15 protein-coding genes are annotated in these 19,383 nt (G+C 57.9%); 5 read left to right on the top strand and 10 right to left on the bottom strand.

Translation table 11 applies throughout. The features are described from left to right. Position 1: 1 nt before the first annotated feature. From EXW94_RS06995 to EXW94_RS06980, 4 genes are read right to left on the bottom strand one after another with little or no spacing between them, the layout of a single operon-like run. Entirely contained in the window at positions 2 to 1,327 is a 1,326-nt protein-coding gene (locus tag EXW94_RS06995; protein ID WP_174339773.1) for a lysine N(6)-hydroxylase/L-ornithine N(5)-oxygenase family protein, read from the bottom strand. Beyond that, positions 1,324 to 3,066 carry an aerobactin synthase IucC gene (gene iucC / locus EXW94_RS06990; protein WP_309232510.1) on the bottom strand — a complete coding sequence of 581 codons (1,743 nt, stop codon included), beginning with the start codon at positions 3,064 to 3,066 and terminating at the stop codon, positions 1,324 to 1,326. The genes EXW94_RS06995 and iucC overlap by 4 nt, the downstream gene beginning before the upstream one ends. Beyond that, a complete protein-coding gene (locus tag EXW94_RS06985) occupies positions 3,063 to 4,010 on the bottom strand; it encodes a GNAT family N-acetyltransferase (protein WP_120157895.1) in 948 nt (315 codons plus the stop codon). Before EXW94_RS06985 ends, iucC begins: the two co-directional genes overlap by 4 nt. Continuing rightward, on the bottom strand, positions 4,010 to 5,752 hold the full coding sequence (locus tag EXW94_RS06980) for an IucA/IucC family siderophore biosynthesis protein (RefSeq protein ID WP_174339772.1): 1,743 nt from the start codon (positions 5,750 to 5,752) through the stop codon (positions 4,010 to 4,012). Before EXW94_RS06980 ends, EXW94_RS06985 begins: the two co-directional genes overlap by 1 nt. A gap of 138 nt (positions 5,753 to 5,890) precedes the next feature. On the opposite strand from EXW94_RS06980, the gene EXW94_RS06975 reads away from it, so the two are divergent. After that, a complete protein-coding gene (locus tag EXW94_RS06975; RefSeq protein ID WP_174339771.1) occupies positions 5,891 to 7,102 on the top strand; it encodes an MFS transporter in 1,212 nt (403 codons plus the stop codon). On the opposite strand, the gene mtfA is transcribed toward EXW94_RS06975, so the two are convergent. Further along, positions 7,099 to 7,896: a DgsA anti-repressor MtfA gene (gene mtfA, locus EXW94_RS06970; protein WP_174339770.1), complete on the bottom strand. Its 798-nt coding sequence runs from the start codon at positions 7,894 to 7,896 to the stop codon at positions 7,099 to 7,101. The two genes, EXW94_RS06975 and mtfA, sit on opposite strands and share 4 nt — an antisense overlap. A gap of 213 nt (positions 7,897 to 8,109) precedes the next feature. Between mtfA and EXW94_RS06965 the strand changes: the two genes are divergently transcribed. The 3 genes from EXW94_RS06965 (at position 8,110) to EXW94_RS06955 (ending at position 10,774) form a co-directional block, all read left to right on the top strand. Further along, positions 8,110 to 8,256, top strand: a complete 147-nt coding sequence (locus EXW94_RS06965) for a DUF2256 domain-containing protein (RefSeq protein ID WP_074147234.1) — start codon at positions 8,110 to 8,112, stop codon at positions 8,254 to 8,256. After that, entirely contained in the window at positions 8,253 to 9,782 is a 1,530-nt protein-coding gene (locus EXW94_RS06960) for a cryptochrome/photolyase family protein (RefSeq protein WP_174339769.1), read from the top strand. The genes EXW94_RS06965 and EXW94_RS06960 overlap by 4 nt, the downstream gene beginning before the upstream one ends. A 92-nt stretch (positions 9,783 to 9,874) precedes the next feature. Next, positions 9,875 to 10,774 carry a LysR family transcriptional regulator gene (locus tag EXW94_RS06955; RefSeq protein ID WP_174339768.1) on the top strand — a complete coding sequence of 300 codons (900 nt, stop codon included), beginning with the start codon at positions 9,875 to 9,877 and terminating at the stop codon, positions 10,772 to 10,774. Here EXW94_RS06955 and EXW94_RS06950 read toward each other — a convergent pair. The 3 genes from EXW94_RS06950 to EXW94_RS06940 form a co-directional block, all read right to left on the bottom strand. Next, positions 10,749 to 11,537, bottom strand: coding sequence for a substrate-binding domain-containing protein (locus tag EXW94_RS06950; RefSeq protein ID WP_108417529.1), 789 nt, complete (start codon positions 11,535 to 11,537; stop codon positions 10,749 to 10,751). The two genes, EXW94_RS06955 and EXW94_RS06950, sit on opposite strands and share 26 nt — an antisense overlap. 15 nt (positions 11,538 to 11,552) lie before the next feature. Then, positions 11,553 to 12,848, bottom strand: coding sequence for an MFS transporter (locus EXW94_RS06945; RefSeq protein WP_120157903.1), 1,296 nt, complete (start codon positions 12,846 to 12,848; stop codon positions 11,553 to 11,555). A gap of 440 nt (positions 12,849 to 13,288) precedes the next feature. Beyond that, entirely contained in the window at positions 13,289 to 14,587 is a 1,299-nt protein-coding gene (locus tag EXW94_RS06940; RefSeq protein WP_174339767.1) for a serine hydrolase, read from the bottom strand. Between the two features lie 116 nt (positions 14,588 to 14,703). On the opposite strand from EXW94_RS06940, the gene EXW94_RS06935 reads away from it, so the two are divergent. After that, the gene (locus EXW94_RS06935) at positions 14,704 to 15,585 is read left to right on the top strand and encodes a LysR family transcriptional regulator (RefSeq protein WP_174339944.1); all 882 of its coding nucleotides are present in this window, start codon (positions 14,704 to 14,706) and stop codon (positions 15,583 to 15,585) included. On the opposite strand, the gene fumA is transcribed toward EXW94_RS06935, so the two are convergent. Then, on the bottom strand, positions 15,574 to 17,223 hold the full coding sequence (gene fumA / locus EXW94_RS06930) for a class I fumarate hydratase FumA (protein WP_126816920.1): 1,650 nt from the start codon (positions 17,221 to 17,223) through the stop codon (positions 15,574 to 15,576). The genes EXW94_RS06935 and fumA overlap by 12 nt on opposite strands. Before the next feature lie 53 nt (positions 17,224 to 17,276). Beyond that, positions 17,277 to 18,785: an anion permease gene (locus EXW94_RS06925; protein WP_108417534.1), complete on the bottom strand. Its 1,509-nt coding sequence runs from the start codon at positions 18,783 to 18,785 to the stop codon at positions 17,277 to 17,279. Positions 18,786 to 19,383: the final 598 nt, after the last annotated feature.

Below are 19,383 nucleotides of genomic sequence, written 5' to 3'. Positions count from 1 at the left end.
GTCAGTACTCGGTCGTTTTTGCTAAAGATTTAAAAACCTGGCTACTTTCCGGGCTGGCGGTGCTTCGCCAGTGGATAACGCCAGGGGTGGTAGCCAGTTCAAACGGCTCTTCATCGTGCGCGCGATTCAGAATTCGCGCCGCGCGCCAGGCCATCAGGCTGAGCTGGGGTTCGGCAATGCCGAGACGGTGCATCCCGGCGTTTACGGCAAACAGGCGGTTGCTCTGCGGGCCGTCCCATTCAAGGGTGAAATCGTTGTTAATGCAGAAGGCCTCATCCGTATCCCGATGGAGGCGGTGAGACAGCGGCGCGAGGAACGCAGGCTGCACGGCGCGGTAGCCGGTGGCGAAAATCACCACGTCGCTCTCCAGCTGTTCCTGACCGCCATCAAGATGATGCTGAATGCTCAGGCGATGTCCGTTTTCCTGGCGCGTGAGGGCCGTCACCGAGCGGGATGGCAGGAGGTGAGCCCAGGGTTTTTCACGCAGCACTTCAAAGCGGTGGTACATGGCGCGGTAAATCGCCAGCAGCGATTCCGTGGTAATACCGTCAGAGGTCATCTTTTGCTCGTGCAGCATCTGGCGACGCGACTCTTCACCGAGCGTGGAGAAGCTGTCCACGTACTCTGGCGTAAAGTATTCGTTGGCAAAGGCAGCTTCATCCAGCGCGTTGTAGTTGTTGCGGCGCGATACCCAGTTCAGGCTCCGCGGCTGGCCCCATTCGCCGCGGAAGATATTCAGGAACAGATCGGCCCCGCTCTGGCCGCCGCCGATCACGGTGACGCGCTTGCCCGCGAGATCCGGCGTGCGCAGCATCATCTCGCTGGCGTGGAAGCAGGTATCGTCCTGCATCGTGACGCAGTCAGGCAGGTTGATCTGTTTACCAATCCCCACGCAGACGTGGCGCGCCAGGAAGCGGTCCCGCTGGGTCACCACCTCAAACAGGCCGCTTGTCTCATCAAAGCTCACCTGCTGCACCTGTTGGCTGAATGACAGGTTGGTGAGATTTTCCGCCGCCCAGCACAGGTAGTCCGCAAACTCCTCGCGGGAGACGGTGCGCTGCTCGGTGGTCAGAAAGCGGTAGAACTTTTTACGCTGCACCAGGTAGTTCAGGAAGCTGTGGCGGTTGGTCGGCTCCACGGCGCTGACCAGATCCTTCAGGAAGCTGGTCTGCATGTGACAGTCCGGCACCATCATCCCCGGGTGCCAGGAGAAGTGCGGTTTACGCTCAAGGAACAGCGAGCTAAAACCGTCCAGCCCTTCGGCCAGAGCGGCGATGCTGAGGTTAAACGGGCCAATACCAATGCCGATGAAATCATAGGTTTTCATTGCGCTGACTCCCGGGAGGCCAGAAAAAGAGGGTTATCAAGATCGGTAACGTAGTTCGGCAGCATGCGGCTGCCGCCGTCGTGTTCGGAGAAGGTCAGTTTGACCGGGTTGAGGATCACGCGAATAATCTGCGGCTTGAAGAGATCGAATTTGGCGAAGCGTTCTGCCAGATCCGGGTGTGCAGCCATATAGCCACGTAATACCTTGGCCAGAATCTGATAGAAGCGCGTTTCGCTAACGCCGCATTGCAGGGTGAGGCGCGAGATAAAGCGCAGCACCGTCACAAAGTTGCCGGTTTGCAGGTCGTGAATGATGTAATCCGCGCTGAGGCGCGCCGTGACGGCCTTCACCTGCTCCGGCAGGCTCTGCGCCTGCGGGAAGTCTTCATCCACCAGGCGCATATCGCCCTGGAAATCTTTCAGCAGGATGCGCTGCGGGACGTAGTCATTCATCACCAGCGTCACGTTCTGGCCGTGGGCGATCAGCGCCACGCCGTAGCGGCAGAGCAGGTGGTAGAACGGGATCACCGTTGCTTCAAACAGCTTTTCCAGCCACGCGTCGGCGCTTAACCCCGAACGGTTAATCCACGCATCGATCAGTGGGCGCCCTGCGTTGTCGGTTTCCATCAGCGCCGCCATCAGCACCGCCTGTTCACCGTCCTCTAAATAACAGGATGGGGTCTCGCGCCAGATCACCCCCAGCATCTCCTGATAGCGGTAGGGCGCTTTCGGCAACGCGGCATAGCCCGGATGCGACAGATATCCGGCGGCGGGTTCGCCAAGCACCTGCGCGCCTGAGCGGGCAAGCGTGGCATCGGTGGCAAACTGCTGCTGCAGCCAGCGCGAGGCCAGCGGCCCGGCGGCAATGTACTTGCCCGGAATGCCGCGATAGCAGGAGGTGTTGTAGATAGTCAGCGGAAGCTTGATGTCATACGACGCGCGACGGCTGGCGTTAGTGAGGGTGCGCAGGGACTGCTGCGCCAGATACTCATCGCCAAATTCGCCCAGCTCAACCATTTCACCGCGCGCCAGCTGCGCCAGGAAATGAATGGCGATCTTCTGCTGCCACTGCCACGGGTGCAGCGGCACCGGCAGCCAGCTATCGTTCAGACCTAGCGCCTGCCAGCGGGCGTCAAAGCGGGCGCGCTCGGCGTTGTCCATGGCGCTGGCCAGCAGAGCGTTGATATCGCAATCGGCGTCGCTGCTCCAGACAAGATGCTCCCGCTGAACGGCGACCCAGTGCAGGCGGAAACGTCCGAGATACTCAGGCGCGTACTGACGCAGCGCGTCCAGCCCCCAGCCGCGGCGACCTTTGTTGAAAATAAACTTCGGGTGACCGCTCATCAGACACTGTAATTCGTCCGGGTCGAGGTGGATCAGCGCGTCCGCGTCAAGCGCTTCACGCGCCTGAAGCAGCTGCATATCGCCGCGCAGCGTGGCGTAGAGATCTTCCATGTGCTCTGCCGTTTGCGCGTCGCTCATCTCCAGCACTGTTGCGAGCTGCAGGAGTGCGCTTTCCGCTTCGACGGCTTCGCCGCTGGCGGTGGTCAGGCTGGCAGGATCGATGTGCAGCCAGCCCCAGATCCCACGAGCGGCGCGAAACTGCCAGGACTCTCTGCCCATGGTGATGCGCCAGACTCCCGACGAAACCTGCTCAGCGCGCAGGGTGCCTTCGTATTCCAGCTCGGCGAGGATCTTCGCCACCATTTCGCGGTTCACTTTCTGCCAGAGTGCGTTCACAGGCCCACCTCGCTGAAGAAGCGGTGACGCTGGCTCATGATGAGGCGCGAGCGCTTGTGCGGGAAGTCGAACTCTTTCATCGTGTCAAAACCGGCGGATGCCAGATGGCGGAACAGGCGCTGATTGTCGAAGCGCGGCTCGGCGACAATGCGCGCGGTGCGCGGCTCATCGAGATATAAATAGTGGCTCAGGCCGCGCAGCCAACTGCGGATGTACTGCGCGCCGCGCCAGTTTTCTTCACCCACCAGCATGTGCAGCCCGCGGTCAAACGGCTGCCAGCGATAGTGACGGCCAATGCGGTCTTCCGCCGCCCAGTAGAGTTCAAAATAGCCGAACGGCTGGTCGTCAAAGCAGCCGATAACCGGGTAGCAGTAGGTCGAGTCAAGCTGGCGACGCAGGTAGCTTTCCTGCTCGGCCTGCGGGCCCGCCATCTCCCAGAAGGCGTTCACGCGCGGGTTGTTCATCCATTGGGTAAAACGCTCGCCGTCCAGCGTCACGTCGGCCACGCGGAAGCTCAGGGTGCGCTTAATTTGCGGATCGTAACGGCGGTACACTTCGCCCTGCGGGCGGCGAGGACGCAGCGGGAAGTACAGCTGACGGCTCTCATCAAACTGCATCCCGCCGCTGGACTGCGGCTGTTCGCCTTTTAGCCACAGCGGCAGCTGCCAGAAGGTTTCACGCGCCAGATAATCCCCGCTTGCCAGACGAAACAGCGCCTGCGCCTGCGGTTCATCCTGCCAGGTTGCCCAGGGCAGGGTGATGCCGGTCAGCGTGGGTGCGGCAACAAACAGCTGATCCAGCGCCTCGGCCAGCCAGCCGTCCGGGATCCCGTTCAGACGCTCCAGCACCGCGCTGCCGTCAAGACCCAGCGTCAGCGGCAGGTTTTTTTCCGTGGCTGTGCAGCGAAAGCCGTAGCCGGAATGGACGATATTCGCAATGGCCATCACGCCTTCTCCTTGTAAAACGGGTTGCTAAAGTCGAAATAGATCACCGCCGGATCGACGATGGTGTTTTCATTGCGATCGTGCAGGTAGCAGAAGAAGTTGCCTTTGCAGTTCCAGGTCGGGCTGTCGAGCACGTAGTCGAGGCAGCGGGTCTGCAATGCCGTCTTGCGCAGTTCGGCCAGCGCGTCGCGCACCCGGGACATCAGGCTCTCCTCGCTGTCAAAACCGGCGGCGGCAAGGGCGGCGGTGACGGCAAGGGTAGAGTTCAGCAGCAGGTAGTACGGGAAGTAGCGCAGCAGCTGGCTGTCGCCGAAGCGGTTTTCCACCTCCGTTTCACCCGCCTCTTTCAGCCACGCATCGGCCCCTTCGGTCCATGCACTGCCCTGGCAGTCGCGGTAGATAAGCCCGACGGGGAAATCCTGCTGCATTTCAACGAGGATATTCTGCTGGTGTGCCAGCAGGACAAGGCCGTAGTCCGCCTCGGCGCTGAACAGCGGGAGTAACACGCGGTCGCAATAGGCGTCGAGCCAGCAGCGGGCGGCCCGGTCGAGCGGTAATTCCAGACGCTGGCTGAGACGGCGCACCGCCGCGGCCAGCAGGCTGTCACCGCCGTCCGGCGCGGCCTGGGTCAGGCTCACCAGCACGTTGGTCTGGGTGTCTGGCGTATCGAACAGCAGATTGACGCGCAGGGCCATCAGGCTCTCTTCCTGAACGATGCCGTTTTCGTCACGCAGACCAGCCCAGCCGTCTTCCTGCATCACGCGCATGGTCGGGTAGCGTGCCTGCAAACCTTGCCAGCGTTCCGTTTTCGCCAGGCGCGCCAGGCGCATCCCGCGCTTCACTTCTTTCACCGACAGCGTGCGCACGGAGTTGGTCAGGCGCACGCTGAGGGAGAACTTAATCATGTCGCTGTTGGTTTCGCTGTACAGCGAGCGTGACGAGCTGGTGGGCAGCCACTGCGCGCCCGCTTCGCCCAGATCCTGCAATGAACCTTTTTCCGCCAGACGCTGGCACCACGCCTGCTCCAGCAGATAGTCGGCCTGCCACGGATGCATCGGCAGCAGCCAGCGGGTGTCGGTGAAGTGGCCGAGCAGCTCAGGCGCGCTCTGTGCGGCGAAGCGCAGCAGACGTTCGCGCAGGGAGACGTTCAGGCTATCACCGGCAATAAGCGTGCTCTCAACGGCAAACCAGCGCAGCGGGAAGCGGGAGGCGAAATCAGGCAGATAGCGCCGCGCCTCGGTTTCGCTGAACGGCTCGTGGGATTTTGGCGCAGGGTGAAACGCGTGGCCGACCAGCAGCGCCTGTTCCGCCTCGGCAAACGTCAGCGGTTTATCGCGCAAGGTTGCCCAGCTGTGGCGCAGATCGATCGCCTGCCAGGTATGCGCATGGCTTTCAAGGACGCGTTGTTTAAAGCGTGCCAGCGTTTCGCTATCCAGTGAGCCTTTTACGGAGGCTTTTTCAAGAATTAAATCAACTAATTGCGTAAAGGTGACGGCGTCACCGCTATCGCTGTCGGCGTGGAGCAGCGTTGCCGGAAAACGATACTGGTGATGCTGGGTAGGCGAAAAATAGCGTACTGGAACCCGAATAGCCTGGGTCTGGGAAAGCGGGATATGAATCTGCGATAACTCATCCGCAGCGGTAGCGGGGTGATAGTGCCAGTCCTTCGTTTCGCGCAGCAGCGCGTTCAAAAAACACTGGGCCGCAACGTCTGTACCGGCGGAGCGGGGCAGAGCACGCATAAAAGTACCTCATTCCATGACTGATAATAATTCTCGTTATGATATTCATTCTGTTTACAGTCGCAACTATTTTTGCAATATTTGTTTTCATAAACTTCATAATTTCCACATATTTATTGACACTATCTTCACAATTCTATGCGCTCAACCTCTGAAACTCTGATGGACAATGTCATCCCGAAAGCGAACTGGCCCCTGGCGCTGTGCGCCGGTTTATTAGGTATCGGGCAAAATGGTTTGCTGGTCATGCTGCCGCAGCTGGTCAGCCTGACCGGACTCTCACTCTCCGTCTGGGCGGGGCTACTGATGTTTGGCTCAATGCTCTTTTTACCCGCCTCTCCCTGGTGGGGGCGACAGAGCGAGCGGCACGGCTGCAAGGTGGTCATGATCGCCTCCCTCGGTGGTTATCTGGCCAGTTTCCTGGTGATGGCGCTGGTGGTCTGGGCGATGAGCAACGGCGTGTTAAATGCTTTGTGGGGGCTGGCGGGGCTTGTTCTCTCGCGCACGCTGTACGGCCTGACGGTCTCCGGGCTGGTGCCAGCCGCGCAGACGTGGGGCATTCAGCGCGCGGGTCTGGAGAAGAGAATGGCGGCGCTGGCGACCATTAGCTCGGGTCTCAGCTGCGGACGTCTGCTGGGGCCGCCGCTGGCAGCGCTGATGCTTAGCGTTAACCCGGTGGCGCCGCTCTGGCTAATGGCAATAGCACCTTTCATCGCGCTGCTGCTGGTGCTGCGGGAAGTGGCCGATCCGCCGCTGCCGCCGGTGGCGCACCAGTCGACGCGGCTGAAGGTATCGATGCTACCGTTTCTGGGGCTGGCACTGCTGCTGGCGGCGCTGGTGAGCCTGATGCAGCTTGGCCTGTCACCGCATCTGCATCCGTTGCTCCAGGGCGACCCGGTGCAAATCAGCCATCATGTTGCGATGCTGCTGAGCCTGGCCGCACTGGCCACACTCGCGGCGCAGTTTCTGGTGGTTCGCCCGCAGCATTTCAGCCCGATGACGCTGCTCTGCATCGCGGCGGTGTTAATGGTGGCAGGACTTGGGGTGATGTGTCTCGCGGATGTGGCGCTGTTCTATGTGGGGATCGTCATCACGTCGCTGGGGGCGGCAATGGCCACGCCGGGCTATCAACTGCTGCTAAACGACAGGCTGACGACAGGGAAAGGGGCGGGCGTTATCGCCACCAGCCATACGTTAGGATACGGGGTGAGTGCGATGCTGGTGCCTGTCGTAACCCGCTTTTACGGTGAGTCGTTTTTAATTGCTGCCGCATGGGGAATGGCGCTGCTGTTTTTGCTGGTGAGCATAGGGGTACGCTGCTCCGCGCGTCCCCCTGCTGAAAAAGCTTAATGGACCTGGCGGGACGGATTACCGGCGGGCTCTTCGTTTTGCCGCAGACGCTGCAACGGATCCTGCTGGTAAAACTGGCAAAAACGCTGCCACAGCGCCGGGAATCGCGGCGCAAAGAGTTCCGGTGCGCTAAAGAAATACTCTGACAGCACCGCAAAACACTCGGCAGGATCGGTTGCGGCATAGGCATCAATACTGGCCGCGCTTTCACCCACCAGGTCTATCTCATCCTGGATATTCTCCATCGCCGCATGCAGGTCGTGCTCCCATCCGGCCACTTCACGAAGCGGGATCAGCGGCACGCCGCTGGCGCGATCGCCGTTGCGGGTATCCAGCTTGTGCGCCACTTCATGAATAATCAGGTTGAAGCCTGAGGCATCAAACGAGTCCTGAATATCCAGCCAGTTAAGGATGATCGGCCCTTGCTGCCAGCTCTGACCGGACTGCACCACGCGCTGGTTGTGCACCAGCCCGATGTCATCTTCCCACTCGTCATCGACGATAAAGGGGGCCGGGTAGATCAGCACTTCGTGGAAGCCATCCAGCCACTCAATGCCAAGCTCCAGCACCGGCAGACAGAAAAGCAGGGCGATACGGGTATTTTTCAGCGGATCCAGCTCGAACCCCTGCAGCGGAACCAGGCGTTTTTGCTGCAAAAAACGATCCGCCATCTGAACCAGTTTCGATTGTTCATCCGGCTTAAGATTAGCCAGAACAGGGATCGCCAGCGCGTCATCCCACGGCAGCGCCATATCCCGGCCAGCCTCATTCGTTTTCCAGGGCCACTTAATCATCGCTTTGCTCGCAAACTCGTCACTTGAACAAAATGGGAAAGTCAGGTTTGGTTAAGATGCCAGAAAATCGCTCACTGCGACAATTCCGGCCTGAATAAACTATCATTCGTACGTAGCGGTGGGTAGCGGTTTGCGGGCATCACCTTCATTTTGTGAAGTCTGTCGTAGCCTTAGCCCACAGGTTCAGTGAAGAAATCAGTACGGTATTGAAAAATGAGCGATTTCAAAGGTAACAAGCAGGATCTGCCCAGCCGAGCATGCGTGCACTGCCAGCGGCCTATGACGTGGCGAAAGAAATGGGCGAAATGCTGGGATGAGGTCAAATACTGTTCTGAGCGTTGTCGCAGGAGCCACCGTTGACCGAACTGCGCCTGATTCTGGGCGATCAGCTTAATCCACACCACGGCTGGTTTGATGACTGCAATCCGAATGTCATTTACGTGATGCTGGAACTGCGGGCAGAAACCGCGTATGTGCTTCACCACGCCCAGAAAGTTATCGCCATCTTCGCGGCCATGCGCGCGTTTGCCTCTTCGTTAAAGGAGAAAGGACATCGGGTGAGGTATGTCCGGCTCTCTGACAGCTCCAACCGCGGCGCGCTGGAAGATAATCTCAACGCGCTTGTCGCGCACTACGGCGCGGAAAGGGTGTTGTGGCAGGAGCCCGACGAATGGCGGCTTGATACCCAGCTGCAGGCGTGGGCGAAAACGGTCTCCGTCGAAACGGCCTGCGTCAGCAGCGAGCATTTCTTCACCACCCGTGAACAGGTGAGCGCGTTCTTTGCAACGCGCAAAAGCTGGCGAATGGAGTACTTTTACCGGGAAATGCGTCGTCAGCACGGCATACTGTTGACGTCAGAAGGCGAGCCGGAAGGGGGAAAATGGAATTTTGATGCTGAAAACCGCAGGCGCTGGTCCGGCGAGCCGCCCGCGCCGGGCGACTCGCGTCCGCTCCACGATTATTCAGCCTTATGGGCGGAGATCCAACGCTGCGGCGTAAACACCTTTGGCGAACCGCAGGCCGGGAATTTTCGCTGGCCGCTCAACCGTGCGGAAGCCAAAGCCGGGCTGGATGACTTTATCACTCACGTGCTCCCGCAGTTTGGTGCCTGGCAGGATGCGATGCACGCGGAGGAGCCATTTCTTTTCCACTCGTTAATTTCATTCGCGCTGAACACCAAAATGCTTAATCCGCGGGAAGTGGTGGCTGCCGCCCAGCAGGCATGGCGTTCGGGCCATGCGCCGCTGCCTGCCATTGAAGGGTTTATCCGACAGATTCTCGGATGGCGGGAGTACGTGCGCGGGATTTACTGGTCGCAGATGCCGGGCTACCGGGAGCTGAATGCCTTAGACCAGCACGCCCCGCTGCCGGACTGGTTCTGGACGGGCAAGACGCAAATGCGCTGCCTGGCGCATGCCGTTGGGCAGTCGCTCACCGAGGCTTACGCCCACCATATCCAGCGCCTGATGGTCATCGGGAACTTTAGCCTGCTCAGCGGCCTGTCGCCCCAGGCGGTTCATGAATGGTATCTGGGGGTCTACATTGATGCCTTTGAATGGGTGGAGCTGCCCAATACCCTCGGCATGAGCCAGTTTGGCGATGGCGGGTTACTGGCCAGTAAGCCCTACGTCTCAAGCGCGTCATATATTCATAAGATGAGTAACTACTGTCAGGGCTGCCGGTATCAGCACAATCAGCGTACCGGAGAGCTGGCGTGTCCCTTCAATGCCCTTTACTGGGATTTCTTTGCGCGCAATCAGGCGCGTCTGGGTAACAATCCCCGCCTGGGCATCGTCTTTAAACAGCTTGCGAACATGAAGGAAGAGGAGCGGCAGGCCCTTGCCGATCGCGCCGGGTATGTTCGCCTGCATCTCAACGACCTCTGAGGTATTTCTACACCGCACCGGTTGCGGTAGGTCAATAAGACGCTATTATTTTTGACTTTGTTGCGTATTCCCTGACAGGACATCCAGACGCTATGCCCGTGAATTTTGACCTTAACGATCTTTATGCTTTCAGAGCGTTAGTGGAATACGGTAACTTCCGTGTCGCTGCTGAATCTATCTGCTTATCCCAGTCGGCGCTGAGCCGCAGGATTGAAAAGCTGGAAGCCGCGCTGGGAAACCGGCTGTTCGATCGTACCACCCGCCGCGTGGCCTTAACGTTATACGGGCAAAACTTTGCTGAACGCTCCGCGCAGCTGCTCGACAACGTTGAGTCAATGCTCGCGGATGTTGATAAAGTCAGTGAAGAGCGGACGGGGCTGATTACGGTTGCCACGGTACCTTCCGCCGCCTGTTACTTTATGCCTGATGTGATCCGTCGTTTTCAGTCCCGCTATCCGCGCGTTCGCATTAAGATCATCGACAGCAGCGCGGGGAATGTGATTGACGCTGTGGCCCGAAGCCAGGCGGATTTTGGCATCTCCTTCGCAGGAAACTTACCGTCGGAAATTGAATTTTTCCAGCTGGTGGAGGATGTCTATGTTGCGGCGTGCAGAAAGGATCACCCGCTGGCGCAGAAGAGTCACCTGACGTGGAAGGCATTTTATCAGCAGGATTATATCTCCCTCGATAAAACGTCAGGCAACCGTAACCTGCTCGACAGGATGCTGGGGAATATCGTTCCCGAGCGCCCCAGCGTCTGTGAAACGCGCCACGTTACCACGATGCTGGGGATGGTGGAGGCGGGGATTGGCATTGCTGCCGTGCCCGCCATGTCGATGCCGACGTCAGCGCACACGTTGCTGACGCATCTGCCGCTGGTGGCACCGGAAGTGAAACGTACCGTGGGGCTTATCCGGCGCCGGGGGCGCATCCAGTCTTACATTGCGGCTGAACTGGAAAAGCAGATCACCGCGCAGTACCGCCGGACGTAACGGGGATCATCCCCGTCTTCTCGATGACGGTCCTGGAGGGCGGTGAGGCGAGATAGGTCAGCAGCGCTTTCCCCTCCGTGGGATGCTCTGCATGGCGGGTGACCGCACCCGCAAAGCGCGTGATGTATTGCAGATTATCAGGAATTTTCCCGATAAAGGTGACGCCCTGAACCGGCAGCAGCTCGCTGACCTGCTGGAAACCCACGGCGTATTTTCCTTTCGCCACTTCTGAGGCGACCGGAATACGTTCGACCATTGTCGCTTTGCCCGCCACTTCCTTTTCAATCCCCAGCTTTTTGAACAACGCCTGGCTGACATACCTGCCGCTGGCGCTGTCAGAGTAGGCGATGGAGCTGGCCTGTAGCAGCGCGTTACGCAGAGTCGCCTCGCTGCTGATATCAGGGACATCCGCACCTTTTTTCACCACCATGCCAACGGGGGAATCTGCGAGTTCAGTTCGCGAGCCCGGCAGGGTCTGGCTGGTTTTTTCAAGCTTCTCCAGCGCATCACCGACCATAATCACTACGTCCGCTTTTTCACCGCGCGCCAGGCGGTTAGGGATCGCCTGCGGCGTAGTGCCCATTGAGGGGCCGGGGATAATCACAATTTTATCCCCGGTGCGGTGTTCATATTCCGGCGCGAGCTTTTCCAGGGCGGCTTTAAAACCGCCCGAGATCATGACGGTCACCTCCTGGGCCAGCGCCGCTGCGCTGGTTGCCAGCAATACCAGCCCGGTCAGTCCTGTACGTATAAATGTGTGCATATCATCCTCGCCGGATTAACGGGCCGTTTGCAAATGCAGCGCGCTGCGACGGTAGAGATAGAGCGTTGCCAGCATGGCACAGACTGCCGCGAAGCTCATCCAGTAGCCCGGAGAGGCTTTATCGCCGGTGTACTCAATCAGGGCCGTTGAAATGACTGGCGTAAACCCGCCGAAGACGGCAGTAGCCAGGCTGTACGCCAGTGAGAACCCGGCCACTCGCACCTCAACCGGCATGATCTCCGTTAGCGCCGGGATCATCGCGCCGTTATACAGGCCGTACAGGAAAGAGAGCCACAGCAGCACGCTCAGCATCATGGAGAAGCTTGGGGCCTGCGCCAGCAGCGTTAGCGCCGGGTAGCTGGTCGCCAGCGCCAGAAGCGTCATGGCAATCAGTACCGGTTTGCGTCCGAAGCGGTCCGACAGCGCGCCGCCTACCGGCAGCCAGATAAAGTTAGAGATCGCCACCAGCAGCGTGACCAGCAGGCTGTCAGAGGCGCTCAGCATCAACACCTTTTTGCCGAAGGTCGGCGCGTAGACGGTGATCAGATAGAACGCAGTGGTGGTCATCGCCACCATCAGCATGCCCGCAACCACAACCGGCCAGTTCGCCAGCAGGGTGGTAAAGACCTGACGCATCGCCAGCGTGTGGCGACGCGCGCGAAATTCTTCCGTCTCTTCAAGCTTACGGCGCAGGAAAAAGATAAACGGCACGATTAAGCAGCCAAACAGGAAAGGAATGCGCCAGCCCCATTCGCGGATGGCGCTCTCTTCCATCAGCGCGTTCAGGGCAAAGCCCATTGCCGCCGCCACCATAATCGCCACCTGCTGGCTGCCGGACTGCCAGCTGGTATAAAAGCCCTTGCGGCCCGGCGTGGCGATTTCCGCCAGATAGACCGACACCCCGCCAAGCTCCGCTCCGGCGGAAAAGCCCTGCAGCAAGCGCCCCATTAGCACCAACAGCGGCGCCCACAGGCCGATGCTCTCATAGGAGGGGATCAGCACGATCAGGAAGGTTCCCGCCGCCATAATCGACAGCGTGACGATCAGCCCTTTGCGGCGGCCAACTTTGTCGATATAAGCCCCGAGGACGATGGCGCCGACAGGGCGCATCAGGAAACCTGCGCCAAAAACGGCGAAGGTCATCATCAGCGAGGCAAATTCACTGCTCGCCGGGAAGAAGGTGTGCGCGATGTAGGTGGCATAGAACCCGAACAGGAAGAAGTCGAATTGCTCAAGGAAGTTGCCGGAGGTGACGCGAAGTATCGCGCCCGCTCTTGCACGAACGGTTGCAGGTGGGGTCGAGGAAATCATGATTGTCTCCAGTTTTATCGTGACGTTATGCTCGTCTGTTTCTGAAAACTGGCTCAATAAAGGGAATTTAATAAGCGCAAATCGCGCATGAACTGATGCGTACTGTGCATCAATGACAGGGCGTTGACCAGGATTTACAGTTCTAACAATAACTTAACAATTCATTGATTTCTCATTCACCATATTCCACTAAGTGGCTGATATCGCTGTTTTGTGACATCGCGCAGAAGAGAAGCCAGGCAGGGCCTGGCCGAGATGGATGGCTAACCCGCTATCAACAATTTAGCCGCCTTCTTGTCGGGTGGCGCTACGCTTACCCGACCTACAAAACCCGTAGGCCCGTGCAAGCGTAGCGCCGCCGGGCGAAACGCGCAGAGTGCTCGTGATCAACAACTTAGCCGCCTTCTACGAGCGGCAGTAATATCAATAAAGTGCACTATTCAGCGCAGCGCCTGAGCTATCGCGCTAAACATCAGCGATGCTTCCAGCGGCTGGGCGCTGAATGACGGTTCCGCCTGCGGCCAGGTTGACCACTGGACGATGACCAGGTTTTCCTTTTGATTCACCATAATCATCTGGCCAAAGATCCCCAGCGCCCAGAGTGAATCTTTCAGCGAATCCTGCTCCGCAGGCTTAACGCCCGTGGCCGTGGCGGGCACTTCGTTATTCCACCACTGATAGCCGTATAACCCTTTCGGGTGCGCCTTCGACACCGATCCCGTTGCCTGCGTCCAGTCTGCGGACTGCTTCACCCAGCCTGCGGGCAGGATCGACTTCCCGTTTGGCAATGTGCCGTTATGAAGGATGAATTGACCGAAGCGGCCCCAGTCTTCCAGCGTGGCGTTAAAGCCGTGGGCGCCGACGTCGTGCTGGCCTTTGCGGTAGGCATGCCATACGCCGTCGCTCGCCATACCGTAAGGCTGCCAGATGCTTTTCTCCAGATACGCCGCGAGCGTCATGCCGGTGGCGCGTTCAAGCACGTCCCCCAGCAGCCATGCGCCGCCCGAGGAGTAGGACCAGTTTTCGCCCGCGGGATGCTCGCGGTGTAACCCCTTCACCAGCGTTCGCACGCAGTCGTAGGTGCCCGGCTTCGCTTCACACTCGGTAAGCTGCGCGAAGTCTGATTTTGGGTTGGTGTAGTCTTCGTTCCACTCCACGCCGGAGGTATGGGTGATGAGCTGTTTCAGCGTTACGCCGTCCCAGGCGGTGCCTTTTAAATCCGGTTCATATTGGGTGATGAGATCGTCCAGGGAATGGATTTTCCCCTCCTTGAGCGCCACCCCCACCAGCGCGGAGACCACCGATTTTCCCACGGAACGCGAGGTCCAGAGCGTGGAGTCGGTATTGCCTTCACCCAGATATTTATAGGCCACTTTGCCGTTCTTCAGCACCAGCATTCCGCTGACGTTCTGGCGTTTCAGGTAATCCTGAAGGTTCCAGGTCTTGCCGTTAACCCGGTAACGGGCATCGGTGAGCGGTTTGTCTGCCGCCAGCAGCGGCGTAGCGTTGCCGTGGCGGAACACGTCTCCCGCATAGTTGCGGTAGTCATTACGAAAGCCCACGACGCGGTCGGTCTGGCTCCAGGTCAGCATAGCATGCGCATCCGGCAGTTTTGCATCATACGGGGCAGGACAGGCCGTCAGCTCGCTGCCGTGACAGGCAGCCATGACGGCGGGGGAGAACAGGCTGCTGAAAACCAGACCGGCAAGCAGAGTGAGTTTTAAGGTTTTGTTTTTCATGTTGATCTCGTTTGGTCAGGAAGGGCTTCAGTTTACGAACCCGCGGTCTATAATAAAAAACGCGTTATGGGGGAAAATCCCCCGTAAATTAACGGGAGTGTGGTGTGGCAACATTGATGTATTCGTTTGCCCAGCTGGAGGCGTTCACCGCCGTGGCTGAGCACGGCAGCCTGATAAAGGCGGCCAGCAAGATCGGAAAAGATCGTACCACCTTGCGCGATCTGATCGATTTTCTGGAAGACGGTCTGGGCTACGCGCTGTTCGTGCGCGAGGGGCGCCACCTGCAATTAACGCCGGAAGGGGAGCAGCTTCAGCGTCAGGCCCATCTGCTGATGCGGCAGGTGAGGGCCTTCGAGGCGTTTGCCCGAGCGGTGCCGGACAGCGCGATGCAGGACATTTCCCTCGTTTACGATCCGTTTACGCCAAGGGCTTTTTTGCAGGCGCTGCTGGCGAAAATGGCGACGCGCAACGTTCGTTTGAGTTTGACCTGCGCCTCGCGCGACGACGCGGAAGCGATGCTGGCGCGCGGTGCGGCCGATCTGGGCATCTGTCAGGCGCGCAATCGCAGCGTCGGTAACGAGATGGAGTGGCGGGCGCTCGGCGCCATTGATATGGATTTTTACGCCTCGAAAGTGCTTTTCAGGGAGAATGCGTCGCCGGTGTCGCTCCTCGACCTCTCCCTTGTGCCGCAGGTGGTCATGCACCCTGCGTCTGACGAGCCGGTCGCGCGTCGCCTGCAAATCTCCGGGCATACGATTTTTACCAACGAGCTGGAGATGCTGCGCGGCCTGCTGGAGAAAGGGTGCGGCTGGGGATTTTTGCCGACGCATCTTCAGGCGGCGCGATGGCAAAACGTAAAAAGGCTGCACACCGAAGTGGGCAGCCAGGGGATCGGTCAAACGATGGTGACGATCTGGAAACCGGGCAGCGACAAGCGTGGGTTAATTAATGAAACGCTGTCGCTGCTGCCGGCATTGTGGAAAGACTCAGCGCTGTGAACAGCCTTTGCACTGCTTGTTCTGGATCTGCTGGAAGAAATCGTTGCCTTTGTCATCTACCAGGATAAAGGCCGGGAAGTTCTCTACTTCAATTTTCCAGATGGCTTCCATACCCAGCTCCGGATACGCGACGCACTCCAGGCTCTTGATGCTGTTTTGCGCCAGTACCGCTGCCGGGCCGCCGATGCTGCCGAGGTAGAAGCCGCCGTGTTTATGGCAGGCGTCCGTCACCTGCTGGCTGCGGTTACCTTTCGCCAGCATGATCATGCTCGCGCCGTGGGATTGCAGTAAGTCCACATAGGAGTCCATACGTCCCGCAGTGGTCGGGCCGAGTGAGCCAGACGCGTAACCTTCTGGCGTTTTGGCCGGGCCTGCGTAGTAAATCGGGTGATCTTTAACGTACTGCGGCAGTTCTTCCCCGTTGTCGAGCAGCTCTTTCAGCTTCGCGTGGGCGATATCGCGCGCCACGATGATGGTGCCGTTCAGCGACAGGCGGGTGGAGACCGGGTGCGCGGAAAGCTGCGCCAGGATCTCATTCATCGGCTTGTCGAGATTGATGCTCACCACGTCGCCTTCACCCTGTTGACGCAGGGACTCAGGAATATACTGGCCCGGATTGTGTTCCAGCTTCTCAATCCAGATCCCGTCGCGGTTGATTTTCGCTTTGATATTACGGTCAGCGGAGCAGGAGACGCCCATGCCGATTGGGCAGGAGGCACCGTGGCGCGGCAGGCGGATCACGCGAATGTCGTGGGCAAAGTATTTGCCGCCAAACTGCGCGCCCAGACCAAGGTTCTGCGCTTCCTGAAGCAGTTCCTGTTCGAGCTGAACATCACGGAACGCCTGACCGTGTTCGTTGCCTTCGGTTGGCAGCGCATCGTAGTAGCGGGTAGAAGCCAGCTTAACGGTTTTCAGCGTGGCTTCTGCTGAGGTTCCGCCGATAACAAAGGCAATGTGGTACGGCGGGCAGGCTGCGGTACCCAGGGTGCGCATCTTCTCAACCAGGTAGTTTTTCAGCTTCGCCGGAGTGATCAGCGCTTTGGTTTCCTGGTAGAGATAGGTTTTGTTGGCAGAACCGCCGCCTTTCGCCATGCACAGGAATTTATACTCGTCGCCGTCTACGCTGTAGAGGTCAATCTGCGCGGGCAGGTTGGTGCCGGTATTCACCTCTTTATACATATCCAGCGCCGCATTCTGCGAGTAGCGCAGGTTATCTTCAATGTAGGTGTTATAGATGCCCAGGCTCAGAGCGGCTTCGTCACCGCCGCCGGTCCAGACGCGCTGGCCTTTTTTGCCCATGATGATCGCGGTGCCGGTATCCTGACAGGTTGGCAGCACGCCTTTTGCGGCAATTTCAGAGTTACGCAGGAACTGCAGGGCAACGTATTTGTCGTTCTGGCTGGCCTCCGGGTCGTTCAGGATCGCGGCAACCTGCTTCTGATGGGAAGGACGAAGCATAAACGCGGCATCGTGGAAGGCCTGCTGCGCCAGCAGGGTCAGGGCTTCTGGCTCCACTTTCAGGACTTCCTGACCGTCGAACTCGGCAACGGAAACGTGCTCGTTGGTCAGCAGATAGTATTCGGTGTCGTCATGGGAAAGCGGGAAGGGGTTCTGATAAAAAAACGGTTTATTCGACATAGTATTGCTCCACAAAAATAAAACCGCCGGAGAAGAAGTCCGGCGGTCAGGAATCAGAACATCATGGACATCCACGGATAACCAATCAGCAGCAGGGCCGCCAGGAAGATGGCACCGAAGATGGTGCCGAGGCGCCAGTAGTCTTTGGTTGGCAGGTAGCCGCTACCGTAGTAAATCGGGCTTGGGCCAGTACCGTACGGGGTGATGATCCCCATCACGCCCAGCGAGGTCACCATCAGCAGAACGAACACTTCCATATTCATGCCTGGGATGGTGGAGGCGATGGTCAGCATCGCTGGCAGCAGCGCGGTAGTGTGCGCGGTGGTGCTGGCAAACAGGTAGTGCAGCAGGTAGAACGCCAGCAGCAGGACGATGGTGGCCACACCCGGCGAGATACCGCTCATTAACAGACCGCCTTCTTTACCCAGCCAGCTGATAAAGCCGGTGGAGGAGAGGCCATCTGCCAGCGCTACCAGCGTGGCGAACCAGACGAAGGTGTTCCATGCGGCTTTGTTACCGGTGATATCGTTCCACTCCAGTACGCCGGTCCACAGCATCAGACCTACGATAAGCAGGGCAGCCATTGCCGGTTCAATCCATGCGGCAGCGAAGATCCACATCAGCAGCGCACAGCACACGAACACCAGCAGCAGGATTTCGTTGCGGGACAGTTTGCCCAGTTTTTCGAGTTCACGGGTCGCCCACAGCGGGACTTCGTCGTTCACTTTAACTTCAGGTGGATAGAACCAGTAAGCCAGCAGCGGCATGGTCAGAATCAGCAGCACGCCCAGCGGCAGGAAGGCGATGAACCAGGTGCCCCAGGAGATGTTGATCCCGACAGTGCTTTTCACCAGCGCCAGCGCCAGCAGGTTAGGAGCCAGAGCAGAAAGGAACATCGAGCTGGTGATACAGGCCGCGGTGATCGCCACCCACATCAGGTACGAACCAATCTTACGCGCGCTTGGGTCATTAGGTTTTGAACCGTACAGCGGCGGCAGGTTAGCGATGATTGGGTAGATAGTCCCGCCGCTGCGCGCGGTGTTGGACGGGGTAAACGGTGCCAGCAGCAGGTCCGCGAAGGTGATAGCGTAACCGAGCGTCAGGCTGCGACGGCCCAGGTACTTCACCAGAATCAGCGCCAGACGGCGGCCGAAGCGGGTTTTGTCATAGCCTGCGGCAAACATGAAGGCACCGAAGATCAGCCAGACGGTTGAGTTACCAAAACCGCTCACCGCCCACTTAAAGGAGGCACCTGCCAGCTTGAATTTCGGGTCAGCCAGCTGTTCCGGGCTGAAGAGTACCCACTGGCTGCAGAGGGCAATGGCGACCACACCGGTCAGACCGATCACCGCACCCGGCAGCGGTTCGAAGATCAACCCCACGATCACGCCAACAAAGATAGCGAAGTAGTGCCATGCGTAAGGCGGCAACCCTTCAGGAACGGGAACAAACAGCAGCAGTACGGCGACAACGATGGGCAGCGCCATCATAAGCAGTCGTTTTGCTTGTCCATTTGATGCCTGATTCGCCACAGGAGGCGTTACAGCAGTTTTTGTATTCATAGTTTCACGTCTTAAGTTGTTAAGAATGCTTTTTATACTGAAAGGACAAATTCGCTTTCTTTAGTTTCTTTTGCTTTATTTAGTTATTTAAGGTGCGTCTTTGTCGTTTCTGAAATAATGGTTTAACGCATATTGGAGTGCGCTAAATTAAAAAATATGATGTTTATATATTGCGCCTTTGGATGCCATAACTATTGATCGCGATCAAAAAAACAGAATTGCCGTCTTATTTTTATTCTTTTTTTAATAACCACTCAGGCGTATGTGGGTATTATGCTTTTTTAAGATTAAATTTATCAACCTGATAACATGATAAAAGCGTGGTTCAATTTAACTTGTTGATATTATTCGTTTTATATTGTTATTGGCTCTATGGTAAGACCATTGTTATTTTAACGAATTTTAAATTATTGTGAACGGGTGAATTATTGTTGCTAACACCAATGTGTTATTAATGTTATCGAAGGGATTAAATAGTTTTTTAACTAACGTAATAACTTTAGAAGCTAAAAAAATCATTATATTACTATCATGACATCGGCATAAAAACGCGAAATAAAACTGAGCCCGATAACGAATTCTTAATTTTTAAAGTTTG

The organism is Enterobacter sp. JMULE2 (assembly GCF_013337145.1).
Classification (GTDB): Bacteria; Pseudomonadota; Gammaproteobacteria; order Enterobacterales; family Enterobacteriaceae; genus Enterobacter; species Enterobacter mori.
Note: the sequence above shows the minus strand (reverse complement) of the source record. Positions and strands in the feature narration are given on the sequence as shown.

What these genes read in the sequence shown, in the direction of transcription:
- EXW94_RS06965 (WP_074147234.1), top strand. Translation starts at nt 8,110, where the DNA reads ATGAGCGATTTCAAAGGTAACAAGCAGGATCTGCCCAGCCGAGCATGC.
- mtfA (WP_174339770.1), bottom strand. Translation starts at nt 7,896, where the DNA reads ATGATTAAGTGGCCCTGGAAAACGAATGAGGCTGGCCGGGATATGGCG.
- EXW94_RS06935 (WP_174339944.1), top strand. Translation starts at nt 14,704, where the DNA reads ATGTATTCGTTTGCCCAGCTGGAGGCGTTCACCGCCGTGGCTGAGCAC.
- fumA (WP_126816920.1), bottom strand. Translation starts at nt 17,223, where the DNA reads ATGTCGAATAAACCGTTTTTTTATCAGAACCCCTTCCCGCTTTCCCAT.
- EXW94_RS06950 (WP_108417529.1), bottom strand. Translation starts at nt 11,537, where the DNA reads ATGCACACATTTATACGTACAGGACTGACCGGGCTGGTATTGCTGGCA.
- EXW94_RS06975 (WP_174339771.1), top strand. Translation starts at nt 5,891, where the DNA reads ATGCGCTCAACCTCTGAAACTCTGATGGACAATGTCATCCCGAAAGCG.
- EXW94_RS06925 (WP_108417534.1), bottom strand. Translation starts at nt 18,785, where the DNA reads ATGAATACAAAAACTGCTGTAACGCCTCCTGTGGCGAATCAGGCATCA.
- EXW94_RS06995 (WP_174339773.1), bottom strand. Translation starts at nt 1,327, where the DNA reads ATGAAAACCTATGATTTCATCGGCATTGGTATTGGCCCGTTTAACCTC.
- EXW94_RS06980 (WP_174339772.1), bottom strand. Translation starts at nt 5,752, where the DNA reads ATGCGTGCTCTGCCCCGCTCCGCCGGTACAGACGTTGCGGCCCAGTGT.
- EXW94_RS06955 (WP_174339768.1), top strand. Translation starts at nt 9,875, where the DNA reads ATGCCCGTGAATTTTGACCTTAACGATCTTTATGCTTTCAGAGCGTTA.
- EXW94_RS06985 (WP_120157895.1), bottom strand. Translation starts at nt 4,010, where the DNA reads ATGGCCATTGCGAATATCGTCCATTCCGGCTACGGCTTTCGCTGCACA.
- EXW94_RS06945 (WP_120157903.1), bottom strand. Translation starts at nt 12,848, where the DNA reads ATGATTTCCTCGACCCCACCTGCAACCGTTCGTGCAAGAGCGGGCGCG.
- EXW94_RS06940 (WP_174339767.1), bottom strand. Translation starts at nt 14,587, where the DNA reads ATGAAAAACAAAACCTTAAAACTCACTCTGCTTGCCGGTCTGGTTTTC.